Below are 16,839 nucleotides of genomic sequence, written 5' to 3'. Positions count from 1 at the left end.
CGTGACAAACCAGATGCGGATATCCTCCATATATGCCGCCGTGGCGCTTACTCCCGGACCCTCAGACGCATCGGCCCTTTACCTGCAGCCTATTATAGAACCGGCGTTCGGAGATGACGAAGCGGCAATGCAGGCGGCGGAGCGAAGCCGGGCATCCGTTTTCATACAAGGAGGTGAACTCCTGTGTCAGAGCCCGTTTTAGGCATTCTTACCCTGTATCTGAATAACGCCAAGCAACTTGAAGAGAAAAGCATATACCGCAAAATGATCATGCAGGGCAAACGGATCGGCCTTGATGTCTTCGTGTTCACACCGATGGATGTCGATAGCGGAAAGCAGCGGATTAATGCGATGGTATTCGATCCCGGAACGGGCAAATGGAGCCGCAAATGGCGGACCTTTCCCGACATGATCTACGACCGCTGCCGCATTCAGCGCAGCGAGCGGTTCCAGCAGCTGCTGCGCTTCCGCTCGCGTTACAATCATCTTACCTTCCTGAACCGTCCGCTGCGCAACAAATGGACGATTCATCAGACATTCTCGCAAAAAGGCCGGTTCCGGCCGCATATGCCGGCTACACTGCTGTACCATTCTTCCTCGGATCTGCACCAAATGCTTAAGACTAGCCCGGTAATTTATATCAAACCGATAAACGGCACCGGCGGACGAGGCATTCTACGCATCGAGCGGCTGAAAGAGACTCGCGGAATGTTCGATATCCAGGGCCGCCGCCAGAATCGCCGGATTATCCAGCCGCGCCGGGTATCGCTGCCACGACTCGAGTCCATCGTACGACAGTGGTGCATCGGCGGCCGTTTCCTTATCCAGCAGGGGATTCCGCTGCGACTTCCGAGCGGCCGGTTCCACGATTACCGGATGCTCGTTCAGAAGAACAGCGAAGGCAATTGGGAGCTGACCGGAATAGCGGGCCGTGTAGGGGCCGCTAAAAGCGTAACTTCCAATCTGCACGGCGGCGGGCATGCTGTAAAAGCGGAGACACTGCTCAAAGAGTGGCTGGGCAGCGGCGAAAAAGCGTCAAAAGCCATGCAAACGGCCGAACGGCTCGGACTGGATGCCGCTTCATTTCTGGAAGACAGCTTCGGCACTTTATGCGAGCTGGCGCTTGATCTGGCCATCGACCGGGAAGGCAGAGTCTTCGTGCTGGAGGTCAACCCTAAACCGGCCCGTGAGGTCTTCTCAAGGGCCGGCGAAAGGGACACCTACCGCAAAGCGCTTCAGCAGCCGCTGGAATATGCGCTTTGGGTGTACCGCACGAAGCTGTCTCCTTCATCCTCGAAGAAAACCGAGGAGTAACAGCCGAGCGAAAGTGTCGGCGGCAAAAGACCCCAACAAGCGAATCCTCTTCACCCGCCTTGCGAGCGGAAGAGGGTTCAAATGTTGGGGTCCCTTCCGTACAGCGTCGTCATCCCTTCCGTGGATTACGTTGGAACAGCCCTATGATATGAGGCGTTTATAGGATATTTCCAAAATCAAAAACGGCAGGCGGCCTGTTCCTTTCGGAACTTGCCATCCTGCCGTTTTGCAATTCTATGCAGCCAACCCGGTGTACGGGCAGCCTCTCATGAAAGATTGTTCCCCGGCGCTGCTTAAGCACCCAATCCTCCCGCTTCCTCTCATTTCGCCTGATGATCAAAGCTCTCAATCAGCTCGTCAAGAATGTCCCGGCTGACCATTTTGCCTTTGAAGTTAATCAGGTTCTCCGAGCTTCCGGAGAAAATGCAGGTAGGTTCATATTTTCTGAGGATGATCTTCTCACCATCGACAAAAATTTCAAGCGGGTCCTTGATGTCGATTCCCATTGTGCGGCGCAGCTCAATCGGAATAACGATACGTCCCAATTCATCCACTTTTCTTACAATCCCTGTTGCCTTCATCCAATGCTTCCCCCTCGATATAACACTTTTTATAATCATTTACATATGGAAACGCTTAAGTCCCATTAAGAGTTAGAAGTGATTACACTCTAATTTGAATTGTAAAGTGCTGCTTCTTTCCTGTCAAATCATATTTCTACATCTTTTGATAGATATCGACAAAAAACATATAATATTTTTGCTCAATTCGACAATTTTCCAATATTTTGCTAAAATTTAATCTAAAATCAGTACTATCGACAGCATAATTCCTTCAAAAAAAAGCAGCGGCCATAAGGCCGCCGCTCCCCTGCTGTCACTTTGCGCTTGTATTTTTCTCGGACACATTGCCCTTTGAATCAACGGAAGCGTTGTATGACAGCTTGTTCAGCGTCTGAATAATCTTCTTGTTATAATTTGCATCCATAAATACCGGCTGACCTCGCGTGATTTTGACCGGCGTTATACTGGCAGACAGCTTGTCTCCGGCAATTTGAAAATGGGCCAGCATCGAATCCAGCGTCTTCTCTCCGCCCCGCGTGGAGCGGTTGAACACAAAGTTTCCCAGCGAATAATAGATAGGCTTGTGCTTGTAGTACTCAATTCCCATCAGGCAATGGCTGTGCGATCCGATAATGAGATCCGCTCCACTGTCGATCATCTGTCTGGCAAGCTTACGGGATTCTTGCAACGGATAATCCTTGAATTCTTGATTCCAGTGAATGTAAACGACGGTAAAATCACTGTCTTTGGCCGCTTGTTTGATCATGCCGAGCAGCGGCTCCGCGGTGTAGGCCGAGGCCGCCCCCGGTTTGTTCTTGCCCGCATACCACGAAGGGCCGGACAGCACATGGCTTACGCCCAGCACGGCGATCTTCTTGCCATTTACAGTCTTTGTGTAAGGCTTGAACGCTTCCTCAATATTCCGGCCCGCTCCTGTGCGGCCGATCCCATACTTGTCCAGATAGGACAAAGTGTCCAGCATCGCCGTCTGCCCATAATCAAGAACATGGTTGTTCGCCACGGTTACTCCGTCAATTCCGGCATAATTTAATCCGGCGAGCGTACCCGGCTTGGACCGGAACACGAACGTTTTATCTGACGCCTCACCTCTTGTCGAAACAGGCGTTTCCAGATTGGCGAAGGCCACATCCGCTTTTTTCAACACGGGCGCTACTTTGAGGAAGGGGTAGTTTACCCCGTATTTTGCAATCTGATCGCCGACATAACCGTCCAGCAGAATGTCGCCGGCGAACACCAGCTTGACGCCATCCGAAGCCGCTGCTTTAGTGGAAGCGGATGCCGCCGTTCCAATCCCTGCATTCGTAGATAGGACCAGTATAATCACAATGATAATTGCTGGTAATTTTCGCAAAATAATCCCCTCTCTATTATCGCTTTCAATGCAGGAAATCCCAGCACCTATCCCATTCTACTATAACAACCCATTCTATTAAAGTGCTGGAAGAAAAGACCCAAAAACAGTCCCATAATCCACGTCAAAGTGGAATATGAGACTGGTTCTTAGGCTGATTTGGGTAATAAATCGATCAGTCCATCCTTTTTTCCGAATCAGAAAATCTTCTTGTACTCCCGGTCCTCCTTGAGAATCTCGACGGATTCCCTAAACCGCTGCGAATGCACGACTTCCCTTTCCCTGAGGAATTTGAGACTGTCCTGCAGATCCACATCGTCGGTCATGTTGATCAGCCACTGATATGTAGCCCGTGCTTTTTCCTCTGCGGCAATGTCTTCATACAGATCGGCAATCGGGTCCCCTTTTGCCTGAATATAGGCTGCCGTCCACGGCACGCCCCCGGCATTCTCGTAATAAAGAGCGGAATCATGGTTGGCATAATGGGCGCCGAGTCCAGCCTCCTTCAGCTGCTCCACGGTCGCGTCTTTGGTCAGCTTGTAGACCATGGTTGCAATCATTTCCAAATGGGCCAGCTCTTCCGTTGAAATGTCAGTAAGCACCCCGATAATTTTATCCGGGATGGTATATCTTTGATTCATATAGCGAAGAGCGGCGGCCAGCTCCCCATCCGCACCCCCATACTGCTCGATCAAATACTTTGCCATCCGAACGTCGCACTTGCTCACTCTTACCGGATACTGCAGCTTTTTTTCATACACCCACACACGCATAACCTCCCTTTTCGCTTCTTTTACGCTTGCCTAGACCTGCCAGGGCCAGGGGCTCTGACTCCATTCCCAAGGGCATTTCGAATAGGCGCGCCCAAAGTTTTGCAGCGGACCGTACAGCTCCTGGAACTGTTTTGCCAGCCGGGTACGCTCCTGGGTAAGCTGGTTAAACTGCTGGATGCTCTTCAGATCGGTCGGATGGGTGTCCAGATAAAGATTCAGCTCCACCAGCGCAAAATCAAGCGTCTGCAGCTGCTCGAGCAGCTCATAGTAACGGGGATCGTGAGGATTCGCATCCATCTCTTAATTCCCTCCTCTGATTTGAGGTGAATACGGACTAAACAGCGCCGGCCAGAGCGTACCGAATCTCAGCGCCTCCGGAAGATTGAACTGCGGCAGGTTGGGCGGTTGAAAACCAAGAAACAGCTGAGGCGGCACAACATAGGTCTTGCAAGGAATCGGCGGGCAGGGGTCGAACGGTCCTCTGAACGGCGTATAGTAACGCACCTCGGAATTTGACAACTGGGGATTCGGTGCCTGAAGATTCGACACCTGAGGATTCGACGCCTGGAGATTCAACGCCTGCGGATTCGACGCTTGGGGATATAATGCCTGAGGATTGAACGCCTGGGCGTTTATTGCTTGGGGATTGAACGCTTGAGAATTCAACGGTTGTGTGCTCAACGGTTATTCCTCCTTCGCTTCCTTTCTGGCTCGAAAAGCATAGCCACCCGGGAATATCTTCGTAACTAATTTATGAAGTCCGCGCACCAATAAGACGTTGTTCAGGAAAAATTAAAGACCCGCCCCGTAAAAAGCGCCATTTTAGCGCGGGGCGAGTCATGTGGGATGATGAATATACAGGATGCACTTCATTTCTTTATTCGTTCTCAGTCTGAGCTTCAGCCGACTCTTCTTCAGGAGGCGCAGGCTCCCGGTGAATATTAATCCGGGTAATCCTGAGTCGGGTGGATTCCTCCACCTCGAATATAACATGATCGACGACTCTGCGTTTTCCTTTGGCCGGGTTCCCTTCAAGTTCCTTGAACAGCCAGCCGCCAATGGAATCGACCTCGTCATCCTCAATCTGGATGCCTGCGAGGTCATTGACATCCTCTATCAGCATCCGGCCGTCGACCGAGATATAGCCGTCATCCTTATACTCCACATCGGGGCGCTCATCTTCGAACTCGTCATGCAGATCGCCGACGATTTCTTCGATTATTTCCTCCGCAGTAAGCAGACCGGCGGTACCGCCGTATTCGTCCACGACCAGCGTCATCTGGGAATGATTCTTCTGCATCAACCGCAGCGCATGGCTGATCTCGATCGATTCCGGTACATTCAGGATCGGACGAACCAGAGCCGCCAGATCTCCCTGCTGCTCCGGAGACGCGAGCAGAAAATCGGTAATATGCACAAAGCCGATAATCCGGTCCTTGTCCTCCAAAGCCACGGGATAGCGGGAATGCTTCGTCTCCGAGACAATCCGCAAATTCTCCTCCACGGACAGGTTCGTGTACAGGCAGTCCATATCCGTCCGGGGAAGCATGACCTCGCGGGCCAAACGGTCGGAGAACTCGAATAAATTGTCCATCAGCTTCATTTCGTCCTTATCGATCACGCCGCTCTTCGCGCTCTGATTCATCAGGATCCGGATCTCCTCTTCGGAGTGAGCGGCCTCCGCCTCGCTGGCCGGCTCCACGCCGATCAGGCGTAGCAGCCAGTTCGCCGACGCATTCAGCACCCAGATAACCGGGAAGAACAGCTTGTAAAAGAAAATTAATGGAGCTGAAAGCAGCAGCGCAGAGCCCTCCGTCTTCTGGATCGCCAGGGATTTGGGCGCGAGCTCACCGAGCACAATATGTAAGAAGGTGATGATGCAAAAGCCGATAACGACCGATACGGTCGAAATAAAGGTATGATCCGTGACACCCAACTTGAACATCAGCGGCTCCACCAGCAGCTCTGAAATCGCCGGCTCCCCTACCCAACCAAGGCCAAGCGAGGCTAAGGTTATGCCAAGCTGGGTAGCGGACAGATAAGCATCAAGCCGATGGTTGACTTTGAGCGCATAACCCGCCAGTTTATTGCCTTCGGTTTGAAGCTGCGTCAGCCGGGATTGGCGAACCTTTACGAGCGAGAATTCCGCCGCCACAAAGACACCGTTTAATAAGACGAGCACCAGAACAAGCAGAAGGTTAAGAATTAAACTTCCTACCTCGAATTCCGTATGCACGATAATAACGCCCCATTTCTACAAAGTGATCGCTTTCCTCGATTTAAAGTCAATATCCGGGTAGTACATTTCTTTCACTAACAGATTGGGGCCGCAGCAGCCGGCATCGGCGCAGTGGCAGTTAACCCTCTGGTTCAGCGGATGTTCATTTTGCCATTCCGCAAAAATATCGTCCAGTTTACTCTCAGCGATATTCCCGAATGCGGGTATGTCGGCAAAATCCGTAACGAACACATCACCGGTAAACATGTTGACATTGACTCGATTGCGGCCATCCGGATCATTCCGTACCGTTACGTTCTTCTCGCACTTCAGCCGGCGCAGCAGTTCGTGGTCCTCCTCCAAGATGCTGCATGCAAAAAAGGGCAGCGTTCCGAACAGCATCCACATCCCAGGATTCCGGTGGTCCAACAGGGTATTGATGGCAGCGGCAGTCTCCTTTAGCGACAGAACCGGAAGCGAAGACGCGAAATTGGAAGCGTACATCGGATGAACTTCATGCCTGCTGCAGCCCATATCTCCAATCAGCCGATGAATTTCCGGCAGCTTGCCGTGTGTCCGGTAATTGATCATGGATTCCGCCGAAATGAACATGCCTTCCCGGCTAAGCCGCTGCGCATTATCCAGCATTGTGTTATACAGGCGGTAAGCAGTGTCTTTTGCTACGGCATGGCCGCTCCCAGCGAAACCCACCTCATGAAAATCGTCGCCGTTCACATAGTTGAACGAGATATGCATAACGTCAAGATACGGAAGCAGCTTCTCATACCGGGAATACGGCATCGTCAGATTCGAATTGATCTGTGAGCGCACCCCCCGCTCCTTCGCATATTTGAGCAGCGGCACGATGATATTGTCGACAGTATCCGCTCGGAACATCGGTTCTCCGCCGGTAATGCTGATTGTCTCCAGATGCTCCACTTCCTCCAGCCTGTTCAGCATGTTCTCAAGCGGCAGCATCTCTCCTTCCCGTGTCGTCAAACTATCGCCAACCGCACAGTGCTCGCAGCGCATATTGCACAGATTCGTTACCGTCATTTCCACACTGGTGAGCACATGCTTACCGTACCTTTGCAGTGAGGAGATAGGATCCCAGGGATCGTAACTGGGCGACAATTCCTTAGTGATTGAGGCTGGCGATTGAAACCTATTCATGTACAGTAACTCCTTCAACAGCATTGCTTATTCTCTTTATTAACCAAAAAAATTACGGAGAATTTCCGTCTTACCCCATATCATACCATGAACTCTTAAAAAAACCGCATCACCCCACAACTTTAGCCTGCTTCGCAGAGGCCAGACCGACCAAAAACAGAATGCAGCGGAGACGAGGCGAAAGCCTCTCCGGCAGGAGGCGCCTTCTTCCCCGTTCCCGCTGCATGGCGGTCGGCTCCGCGCGAGACCCTCGGCGATCGCTTTTGCAAGTAACCATCGCTATTCCATCACGCTGGAAATAATCACGGACAGGGTCTTGCGCAGATCAAGTTCATACGGAGCAATCTTCTCTCTCTCCGGGCCTTCAATGACCCTTACAACGGGTCTGTGGGGAAGACTCGGGTCAATCTTGACGACCACGCCGGATTCCCCGGTGCTGAGATTTACATTCAAGCCAATCGGGTAAATTGCCACACGGTCACGAAAAATCTCCAGCTGCTGCTGCTCGTACAGCGTACCCGAACCGACATAAAGCGCCTCTACCGCCTGGTGCGGCAGCATGGCCTTTTTATAGACACGGCTGGAGGTCATGGCATCATAGGAATCCGCCACGCCGATCCATTTGGCGTATTCGTGAATCTGGGGACCGAGAAGACCGCGCGGATAGCCGGACCCATTAATCCGCTCATGATGCTGCAATGCGCAATGGGCGACTAGCAGGGGTATGTTCGGCTCTTCCTTTAGAATCTTATACCCGATCTCGGTATGCGCCTGCATGTGCCGAAATTCCTCATCGCTTAGCATGCCAGGTTTTTGGATGATTTTTACTGGGATCTGTGTCTTGCCGATATCATGGAGCAGAGAGCCCAGACCGAGCATTGTTAAGTCGCTGCGGCCGTAGCCGTGAGCGATTCCAAGCACCAGAGTATAAAGGCATACGTTCAGTGAATGAGTGTACAGGTAATTGTCGGTAGTATGCATGTCATGCAGCATAATCATCGGATCTTCCTGTCCGGACATTTCGTCCAGAATGGAATCCATAACTTTGGAGAATTTCTTATCCAGATGATAAAAGCCTCTCTTAATGCCTGAAGCGCTCGACATTTCCTGAAACTGAGTGCGTATTGTTTTCAGCGCCTGATTACGAGTCTCGTCCTGAAGCATGTCCGGAATCTCCACATCTTCCGTCAGCGCATCATGAATATATACATAGCCGATATCTATCTTGGACAAGCGGCTAATCAACGAACTATTAAGCACCACACCGTCCGAGAGCAGCACTAGTCCTTCATCATTATATATTTTCCTGCCCAGCTTCATCCCCTCTTGAAGCCGATTGATAGGTACCAAACGCAACTTGGCTCACTCCTGCCTTAAACGGTAATTAGGTGCCTAGTTATAAATTTATGATCATTCAAATATCTATACCGTTACTACTGCATACAGCAAGCGAGTCGAATACCCATTGTTATAACGTCGCCGCGGTAATGAATATCAGCGCATAACGAACAACCAGAAACAGGCGGCCAACACAAAGCGGTAAATGGCAAAATGGGTAAGCCGGATTTTTTGAATCAAACGCATGAACAAAACAACGACGATATAAGCTACAACGAACGAAAGCAGAAATCCGATAGCAAAGATTCCAATCATATCGCCGGTAATTTCCTTATACGAATCGATCAGCTCATACCCTGAAGCAGCGCACATGATCGGAATGGCGATCAAAAAAGAGAAGTCGGCCGAAGCCTTATAGCTGACGCCGGTCAGCATACCGCCAGAGATGGTTGAGCCGGATCGCGAAAAGCCGGGCCACAGTACGGAAATAATCTGATACAGTCCGATCGCCAGAGCCTGGCCGTAGGTTATGTCGTCCATTTCTTCCGCGGTGACCCTAATTTTGCGCTTGTTGACCCATTCGGCAATGATCATCAGAATCCCCCCTGCGACAAGCGCCCACAGCACCGTACTAGCGCCAAAATGGCTTTTGATAAAATCGCGGGCGAAAAAGGCTACGGCAAGCGCGGGAACGATGCCTAGAAGAACATGAATGAGGTTGAGCCGTGAGCGGGGCATAATGCCCCCTCTATCCCTCTTGCGGCCGATTCCCAGCAAATCGAGTATACGGCCGCGGTAAACGAGCGCGATAGCGAGAATCGCCCCCAGTTGAATGACAATTTCGAACGTCTTCATCAAATCACTCTGTTCGTCAAATTGAAGCAGCCGTGAGGTCAGAATCATGTGGCCGGTAGAGGAAACAGGAATAAATTCGGTAATCCCTTCAACAATAGCTAGAATAATGGCTGTAATCGTGTCCATATTGGCCTCCTAAACAGTTCTGCGATTTGGGTAAATGAAAAAATCCTGGCGCGCTGCTAGGGAATTCTCGGTTCCCAGCGGGCTTGTCCGCACTCGTCCAGACTTCCCGGACGCTGCAATTCCATCCGCAGCAGGTCCCGCAGGAAATGAGGCAGCAGGAACAGAACGTCCTGTCCATTGCCTATTGACTCATATCCCGTACGAAAAGTGAACATGTCGATCGTTCCGACGGAGTATTCCCTGCTGTCCTCAAGCGGCTGTCCGTCGACAAAAACTGCAATATTTTTATCATACGGCATCCCATGAGGATCGTACAGGATTTTTATTCCGTCCACCGCCAGACCACCGAGCCGTTCTCCCCGGAAGCCATAACCGTAAATGACCTTCTCACGGAACTCGGCGGCCAGACTCTGCTTCAGCGCGATGCGAATATCCCTGCCGGACAGACGCATAACGCACGGATTGATCGGGGAAGGACAAAGCGCATGCAGCATACCTGCCGTAATCTCTCCCTTAGGAAGCGGCCCGAGCAGCTGGCCGGCATTTACCAGTGAGAAGGCAGTCCCAGTGAAATGTCTCACCGACTGCGCCAGCAGATTGGCAAAGGGCGATTCTCCACTGATATCAAGCGCGAGGCTCCGGTCGGTAATGGCAACCGTCTCACTCAATGCTTCATTTCCGCGTTCCATATGGAGAATGGCCGCAGCGGAAACCGTGGATTCGGAGAGCGAGGGATCGACAGGGAAGCTCTCACCCGTTACATACCGGAAAGGTCCGTTCTCTTCGTCACGTTCGAATACAAGCCGCCCCAAGTATCGCCCGAATTTACCTGCGCCGCATACTGCCGTACCGCCAATGATCAGCGGCTGTTCCAGCACATGATGTGTATGTCCGCCCAGAATGGCGTGGACTCCGTCCAGCCGCTCCGCCAGCAGCTTGTCGGCCGGCAGGCCCAGATGAGAAAGTATAATTAGGATATCCACCTGATGCGCGAGCAGCCGGCACTCTTCCCGGAGGCATTCTTCCGGCTCCAGCGCATCCCAGCCGAGCAGCGAATAGAACGGGGCAAAGGGCGCCGTTGCTCCCGTAACTCCGATCCTAACCCCCTCTCTTTCCAGAATCGTGTGGCGCTTCATCCAAAGTGGGGGATTGCCCGTTGCCGTCTCTACCAAATTGCAGCATACGACCGGACACTCAATGCCGGCAAAGATGCCCGATAAAATGTCCTGAGAAAAAGTCAGGCCTTCATTGTTCCCGATCGTAACGGTGTCATAGCCTGTAAGGTTGATCATATCGATATTCGCCTGGCCCATCGTTCCTTCGGTTGCCGCGGCTGCCCGGTCCATATGATCGCCAATATCAAAGAGCAGCACGGTGCCGCCTTGAGCTTCTGTTCTCTGCCTTGTGATAGCGGCTGCGAGCGGGCTCATCATTTCGAAGTGGCTGTGAATATCATTGGTATGAAGAATCGTAAGTCGCTCTGTTTCAGGCCTCATCGTCCAAGCTCCTTCCGGCTGTGAAGCCGCCCCCATAAGAGGCGGCAGGCAGTATGTCTTTAGAGCCTAGCATAACATTTTCAATGACAATATGGTATATTGTAGTCATTACGATCATTAATGAGGTGAACCTAACATGCAAATTTCAATTCGTCTTTTCGCGGGGCTGGCCGAAGCGATCGGTTCCCAGATCCTAGATTTCCACGTAGCCGAGCCTCAGGTAACTGCCGGTAAACTCAAGGAGCTGCTATCCGCTTCCTATCCCGAAGCCGCCGGTCAGATCACCGTTTCCATGGTTGCCATTGATCGGGAATATGCTCCGGAAGACACGGTTATTTCCAATTCCTCCGAAGTGGCGCTTATCCCTCCGGTTTCCGGGGGGGAGCCTTCCCCCGATGAGGGCAGCACTCAGAATGGGTTGTATACCGTAACGGAGCAGCCGCTCCGTACGGAGGACATCCTGGACAAGGTATTGGACAAAGATCATGGCGCTTCGCTTGTCTTTGTGGGGACAACACGGGAAATGACCGGAGATGAGCGGACAGAGGCTCTTCACTACGAGGCTTATGTTCCGATGGCGCTCTCCAAGTTTGAGGAAATCGGCCGTGAGGTTATGGAACGCTGGCAGGCGCGCTGTGCCATTTCTCATCGGATCGGGCATGTAGGTCTGAAAGAAGCCAGTGTGATAATCGCCGTTTCTACCCCGCATCGCGATACCTGCTATGAAGCAAGCCGCTTCGCGATCGAAGAACTGAAACGAATGGTTCCTATATGGAAAAAAGACATAGGCGCTTCGTCTGAGAAATGGAAGGGCGCCGATAAGGCTTATCGTGACAATTGACCTATAATTTCCCAATAATTTTCATTGTGAATTTCACCTTTTCTTGTTATGCTCAAGAAGAAACGGCTGCATCTTCTTAATTTTAGATACTGCATTCGCTTCTCGTAGAAATAGAAGAACATGTATAGGCGTGCTGCTAATACATTCTTATATTTTTAAATAATGACTTGTAGAGGTGGCAAGGATTTTGAAAGTGCACGTCACGGATTTAAAGCCCGGTGATTTCCTGAAGGAAGATACCTTCAGCAACCGAGGCATTCATATATTGTCCAAAGGAGCACAGCTCCGGGAAGATGACATTAATAGACTTATGCTGCATGGCGTGGACTATGTTGACATTGAAGGTCCCGCACAGCCGACCCCCTCGACCCCGTCAGTTGTTCAGGCGGTAACTACGCAATTCGACCAAACAATAGAAGGCTTTGAATCCCTCTACCTGGAGGCGCTGACCAAAGGAAGCTTCAACCAGTCCATGGTTGACGATATCCTAAAGCCCCTGCTGAATTCGCTCGACCAGAATAAAGATGTCGTTACTCTGCTCCTTCTGCTGGACCGTGATGACGACTATACCTACATCCATTCACTTCAGGTCGGTATGCTAACTTATTATATTGCTTCCTGGCTTGGCTATTCCAAGAAGGAATGCTACGAAATTTCCCGAGCAGGGTATTTGCTTGATATCGGCAAATGCCGCATTCCGGCAGCCATTCTGAAGAAGCCCGGCAAGCTGACTCCGGAGGAATTTCAGGAAGTCCAGCGGCACACTACATACGGCTACGAGATTATCCGCAACTCCATGAGCAACCACAGCACGGCCCTCGTTGCTCTTCAGCATCATGAACGCGAGGACGGTTCGGGTTATCCCGCTAAGCTGGTAAAAGCCGAGATTCATCCGTACGCCCAGATCGCCGCGATCGCAGACGTGTATAGCGCTATGACGACCTCCCGGGTATATCAGTCGAAACAGGAGCTCATCAGCGTATTGCGGGAGCTTCACAATCTTGGCTTCGGCAAGCTGAACGGCAAGTCCGTACAAGCTTTTATCCAGCATCTTATGCCGAACTTTATTGGTAAAAGAGTGCTGCTCAGCACCGGCGATATGGGCGTTATCATTTTGAATAATTCAACCGATGTGTTTCGGCCCCTCGTACAAAGCGGAGGACGCTTCATTGATCTTTCCCGTGAACGGAATTTAGCGATTGTTGAGATTTATATGGATTAGGCATTTTCGTTATTTCCGCATTGACCTCTCCCCATCCGACGGAATGCCATAAGAAGTTATACTCCATCACCGTTGGAAGCCGCTCGATAATCTCATATTGATGACTTGTCATATAATTTAACTCCTCTCCCAAATACAAAAGCCCCCTGTCCGGTAATCGGATAGGAGGCGCAGTTGTACAACAAGAAGACACTCACCCTTCTCAAATGTAGGCGTATCTGCTTCCGCTCATATAAAAAGCGCAACATTCTGATGCCTCGAATGTATCATAATTCATCAGTCCTATTCAAGACCGCTGCTGTTATTCAGCCATACGACGAATACAACTTGTACATAATATTTTCATATAGTTCTATATGCCTAGTTAATATCAGGTGTATAATTGGAAGAAAATAGATACTTAAGGGAGATGTAATTATGCTTAAGCAGGCGGTAAGAGCAGGTCTCTTCTTGATGTTGGCCTTTCTCCTCTCCTCCCAGCCACTTTTTGCGGCAGGTAAGACGGTAAAGATTAAAGTGACCTTGGTAAGCGCGGAACTGGTTGACAATGAGCATGTGGGCAATGAGTGGTGGTGGGGCGGTTATGTAAACGGCAAGGAGCTTGAGGAAGGATCATCCGTAACGGTAAATGTGAGCTCTTCGATCTCGATCAAGCTTCGCGCGGAAGCGCAGGAACAGGACAAATATCCCGAAGACGGAACAGCCAATGCCACGGTCAAAGTCGCTTCCATCAAATCCTCTCTAAACAAGACCTTAAATGTTACCGTGGTAGAGAACCGCGGACGATATTCCGGAAACACGGCAAAATGGCGCTTTGTGTTCAAGATTCAAAAGCTGTGACGATTGCTCACAATTTAAACGGAGACTACGTCTGCCGAAAAAGAAAAGACGCAGTCTCTTTTGCTGTTTCAATTCTTTTGTAGAATATAATCGACGAACCCCTGCCGAATCTTATCTCCCTGATATATCCTCTCCAATACCCTGTCCTCTTTATATAACGTATCCATATCGCTGAACAATGGGTCCGGTTCACCCTCCTCGTAATAAGAATGAATAACGGGAAGATCGTCATCGAATTGCTCGTATTGATTATCCCCTACCTTGACGCCCTGTCCGCATCGAAAATCACGGGTTGTGAGAAAATTAACAAACAGCAGTCCCCCAGGCTTTAAAACCCGCTTCATTTCGGCTATGGAAAGCTCAACTTCCCCTTTTGTCATATGGAATACGGAGTTATAGGAGTACACAAAACTCATCGTTTGGTCTCCAAAGGGCAATTTCCTCATGTCACCTTGCATTATATTTAATTCTTGGTCCTTAGCTTTGGCAAATTCCGCTGCCCGTTTCACTTGTTTGATATCGCACTCAATGCCGAACGTCGAATATCCGAATTCCGAGAACAAACTTAAAGGCGGAGCTTCGCCTCCCGCACCACAATCCAATACCACCCGATCAAGATTAACTTCATTGCAAAAGTACAGAAATCTGTATAAAGGAACTTGCTTGAACACTTCCGTCAAAGCCTCCAACTCCTTCTTTCAAAATGGCATTAGTATACCACATTTTCCCTTTTCACAATATGAAAGAGGTATCCATGATAAAAGAAACTGCCCACCGTAGAGGTTACGGCAAACAGTTTCTTGTTGTCCAAGGAAAGTGATAGCAGCCCTTAAGCGTTAGACATTTCGAAGGTGGCGTTTGTGGGCAGCCGGGCGAGATGTTACAGAAACCGGAACTGCGCTTCAATCAGACCGTTATAAATGCCTTGTTGTTCGGTCAATTCTTGGTGAGTTCCCATTTCTTTGATTTCCCCATGGTCGAGGACGACTATTTTATCCGCATGGCGGATTGTGGACAATCGGTGGGCGACGATAAACGAAGTACGGCCTTTGAGCAGCACCTTCAGCGCCTCCTGGATTTTCAGCTCCGTTTCAGTATCGATGCTCGCCGTCGCTTCATCCAGAATCAGAATACGCGGATTAGCCAGCAGCGCGCGGGCAAAAGACAACAGCTGACGCTGGCCCATGGATAACGCGCTCCCGCGCTCCTCCACCTCAGTATCGTAGCCGTCCGGCAGCTTCATAATAAAATCATGGGCGTCTACCGCTTTGGCCGCTTCCTCTACATCCATGTCACTCGCGTCCAGCCTTCCGAAGCGAATGTTGTCCCTGATCGTGCCAGAGAAGATGAATGTGTCCTGCAGCACAATTCCAATCTGGCTTCGGAGACTATTTAGAGTGACATCACGAATGTCTTGGCCGTCTATCGTAATTCTGCCCCCTGTAATATCGTAGAAGCGTCCAATCAGATTAATAATCGTGCTTTTGCCCGAACCGGTATGGCCGACAAGCGCGATCGACTGCCCTGCCGATACTTCGAGGTCAATTCCCTTCAGCGCCGCACGCCCTTTTTCATATTCAAAATAGACTCGTTCAAAGGAAATATCACCGTGAATGGTAGGCAACGGCTTGGCCTCCGGTTTGTCCTGAACTAGTGGCTCTTCATCCAAATACTCAAAGATCCGTTCCGAGGAAGCCATCGCTACGAGTAGTTGATTGTACGTCTGCCCGAGCCGATTGATAGGGTCCCAGAAATTGCTCACGTATGTGCTGAATGCAACGAGCACGCCGACGGTCAAATTGCCCGTCTGTATCATATACGCGCCTAACCAGAATAGAACCAGTGTTCCGAGTCCGCCTGTCACCTCAATAATCGGCCCGAATCCTTGATTCATTGCCGACGCCTTATCCCAGGATTTCTTGCTGTCCCAGTTCATCGTGTCGAAGTAGTTCATGTTCTCAAGCTCCTGAGTATACGCCTGGGTTACCCGGATGCCCTGAATCGATTCGTTCAAATGGGAGTTGATTCGCGAATTTTTGATCCGCACCGCCTGCCAAGCTATCCGGATCGTCCGGCGATACTTGGTCGAGACGAGGAACATAATCGGAACAGTGACCATGACCGCAAGACCGAGCTTCCAGTTCAGCGCCAATAAAATAACGACAATACCGGCAAGCTGCACGCAGTCGATAATCGAGTTAACGACCCCGTTCGTAAACAGGTCCTGAAGAGAGTTAATATCATTGGTGACTCTCACCAGTACCGACCCTGCCGGACGCTTGTCGAAGAAGTTGAACGACAGCTTCTGAATATGTTTGAAAAGATCGGAACGAAGATCATAAATGACTTTTTGACCGATCACATTCGTATATTTGATACGGAATACGCCTGCAATCCACTGCACGATATATAGTACGATAACACCCGCCGTGAGAATATATAGCAATGCCTGATTCGGGCTCCCGCTCTTAGGCGCAATCGCCTTGTCGATCGCAAGACTGGTTAGAAACGGTACCATGAGCTTCGTTACCGTTCCCAGCACCATCATCAGCATGACGAGCGGCAGCATTTGTCTGGCATACGGCTTCATGTAGCCGAACAACCGCGTAAACTGTTTCCGGTCAAAAGCCTTGTCGATGACGTCGTCATCCTTGTAAACAAATCTCTCCTGTACCGGTACGTCTGTTCCTGACTTCAGAGAACCCTGA

Annotated in this window: 16 protein-coding genes; 4 read left to right on the top strand and 12 right to left on the bottom strand. The window is 50.5% G+C overall.

The window, feature by feature from the left end:
• Positions 1-183: 183 nt before the first annotated feature.
• Positions 184-1,314, top strand: a complete 1,131-nt coding sequence (locus tag KP014_RS12210; RefSeq protein WP_036596916.1) for a YheC/YheD family endospore coat-associated protein — start codon at positions 184-186, stop codon at positions 1,312-1,314.
• A gap of 320 nt (positions 1,315-1,634) precedes the next feature.
• Here KP014_RS12210 and KP014_RS12205 read toward each other — a convergent pair whose 3' ends face one another.
• The 10 genes from KP014_RS12205 to KP014_RS12160 form a co-directional block, all read right to left on the bottom strand.
• Positions 1,635-1,895: an AbrB/MazE/SpoVT family DNA-binding domain-containing protein gene (locus KP014_RS12205; protein ID WP_036596914.1), complete on the bottom strand. Its 261-nt coding sequence runs from the start codon at positions 1,893-1,895 to the stop codon at positions 1,635-1,637.
• A 295-nt stretch (positions 1,896-2,190) separates the two neighbouring features.
• Positions 2,191-3,249: a CapA family protein gene (locus tag KP014_RS12200; protein ID WP_090834103.1), complete on the bottom strand. Its 1,059-nt coding sequence runs from the start codon at positions 3,247-3,249 to the stop codon at positions 2,191-2,193.
• Between the two features lie 197 nt (positions 3,250-3,446).
• Positions 3,447-4,016 carry a manganese catalase family protein gene (locus KP014_RS12195; protein ID WP_036589064.1) on the bottom strand — a complete coding sequence of 190 codons (570 nt, stop codon included), beginning with the start codon at positions 4,014-4,016 and terminating at the stop codon, positions 3,447-3,449.
• A gap of 36 nt (positions 4,017-4,052) precedes the next feature.
• A complete protein-coding gene (locus KP014_RS12190) occupies positions 4,053-4,319 on the bottom strand; it encodes a spore coat protein CotJB (protein ID WP_036589062.1) in 267 nt (88 codons plus the stop codon).
• A gap of 3 nt (positions 4,320-4,322) precedes the next feature.
• Positions 4,323-4,541: a spore coat associated protein CotJA gene (locus KP014_RS12185; protein ID WP_036589065.1), complete on the bottom strand. Its 219-nt coding sequence runs from the start codon at positions 4,539-4,541 to the stop codon at positions 4,323-4,325.
• Positions 4,542-4,899: 358 nt separating this feature from the next.
• Positions 4,900-6,258, bottom strand: coding sequence for a hemolysin family protein (locus KP014_RS12180; RefSeq protein WP_425517271.1), 1,359 nt, complete (start codon positions 6,256-6,258; stop codon positions 4,900-4,902).
• Positions 6,259-6,276: 18 nt separating this feature from the next.
• Positions 6,277-7,413, bottom strand: coding sequence for a radical SAM/CxCxxxxC motif protein YfkAB (gene yfkAB, locus KP014_RS12175; RefSeq protein ID WP_036590180.1), 1,137 nt, complete (start codon positions 7,411-7,413; stop codon positions 6,277-6,279).
• A gap of 279 nt (positions 7,414-7,692) precedes the next feature.
• A complete protein-coding gene (locus KP014_RS12170; RefSeq protein ID WP_036590165.1) occupies positions 7,693-8,769 on the bottom strand; it encodes an HD-GYP domain-containing protein in 1,077 nt (358 codons plus the stop codon).
• A 138-nt stretch (positions 8,770-8,907) separates the two neighbouring features.
• Entirely contained in the window at positions 8,908-9,732 is an 825-nt protein-coding gene (locus tag KP014_RS12165; protein ID WP_036590163.1) for an undecaprenyl-diphosphate phosphatase, read from the bottom strand.
• Positions 9,733-9,788: 56 nt separating this feature from the next.
• Complete coding sequence (locus KP014_RS12160) at positions 9,789-11,228, bottom strand: bifunctional metallophosphatase/5'-nucleotidase (protein ID WP_036590161.1); 1,440 nt, start codon at positions 11,226-11,228, stop codon at positions 9,789-9,791.
• 136 nt (positions 11,229-11,364) lie between these two features.
• Between KP014_RS12160 and KP014_RS12155 the strand changes: the two genes are divergently transcribed.
• The 3 genes from KP014_RS12155 (at position 11,365) to KP014_RS12145 (ending at position 14,131) form a co-directional block, all read left to right on the top strand.
• Entirely contained in the window at positions 11,365-12,069 is a 705-nt protein-coding gene (locus tag KP014_RS12155; protein WP_036590159.1) for a molybdenum cofactor biosynthesis protein, read from the top strand.
• A gap of 187 nt (positions 12,070-12,256) precedes the next feature.
• Positions 12,257-13,291: an HD-GYP domain-containing protein gene (locus tag KP014_RS12150; RefSeq protein ID WP_036590157.1), complete on the top strand. Its 1,035-nt coding sequence runs from the start codon at positions 12,257-12,259 to the stop codon at positions 13,289-13,291.
• 417 nt (positions 13,292-13,708) lie between these two features.
• Complete coding sequence (locus KP014_RS12145; RefSeq protein ID WP_090834101.1) at positions 13,709-14,131, top strand: hypothetical protein; 423 nt, start codon at positions 13,709-13,711, stop codon at positions 14,129-14,131.
• Between the two features lie 68 nt (positions 14,132-14,199).
• On the opposite strand, the gene KP014_RS12140 is transcribed toward KP014_RS12145, so the two are convergent.
• Together KP014_RS12140 and KP014_RS12135 are read right to left on the bottom strand one after the other, a co-directional pair.
• Positions 14,200-14,802, bottom strand: a complete 603-nt coding sequence (locus KP014_RS12140; RefSeq protein ID WP_246590751.1) for a class I SAM-dependent methyltransferase — start codon at positions 14,800-14,802, stop codon at positions 14,200-14,202.
• A gap of 209 nt (positions 14,803-15,011) precedes the next feature.
• The gene (locus KP014_RS12135) at positions 15,012-16,829 is read right to left on the bottom strand and encodes an ABC transporter ATP-binding protein (protein WP_036590177.1); all 1,818 of its coding nucleotides are present in this window, start codon (positions 16,827-16,829) and stop codon (positions 15,012-15,014) included.
• Between the last annotated feature and the right edge of the window lie 10 nt (positions 16,830-16,839).

The sequence above is a fragment of the Paenibacillus sophorae genome, assembly GCF_018966525.1.
Taxonomy (GTDB): Bacteria; Bacillota; Bacilli; order Paenibacillales; family Paenibacillaceae; genus Paenibacillus_AQ; species Paenibacillus_AQ sophorae.
Note: the sequence above shows the minus strand (reverse complement) of the source record. Positions and strands in the feature narration are given on the sequence as shown.

Excerpts from the sequence above, each read along its gene's own strand:
- KP014_RS12205 (WP_036596914.1), bottom strand. The coding sequence starts at position 1,895 with ATGAAGGCAACAGGGATTGTAAGAAAAGTGGATGAATTGGGACGTATC.
- KP014_RS12190 (WP_036589062.1), bottom strand. The coding sequence starts at position 4,319 with ATGGATGCGAATCCTCACGATCCCCGTTACTATGAGCTGCTCGAGCAG.
- yfkAB (WP_036590180.1), bottom strand. The coding sequence starts at position 7,413 with ATGAATAGGTTTCAATCGCCAGCCTCAATCACTAAGGAATTGTCGCCC.
- KP014_RS12165 (WP_036590163.1), bottom strand. The coding sequence starts at position 9,732 with ATGGACACGATTACAGCCATTATTCTAGCTATTGTTGAAGGGATTACC.
- KP014_RS12160 (WP_036590161.1), bottom strand. The coding sequence starts at position 11,228 with ATGAGGCCTGAAACAGAGCGACTTACGATTCTTCATACCAATGATATT.
- KP014_RS12155 (WP_036590159.1), top strand. The coding sequence starts at position 11,365 with ATGCAAATTTCAATTCGTCTTTTCGCGGGGCTGGCCGAAGCGATCGGT.
- KP014_RS12145 (WP_090834101.1), top strand. The coding sequence starts at position 13,709 with ATGCTTAAGCAGGCGGTAAGAGCAGGTCTCTTCTTGATGTTGGCCTTT.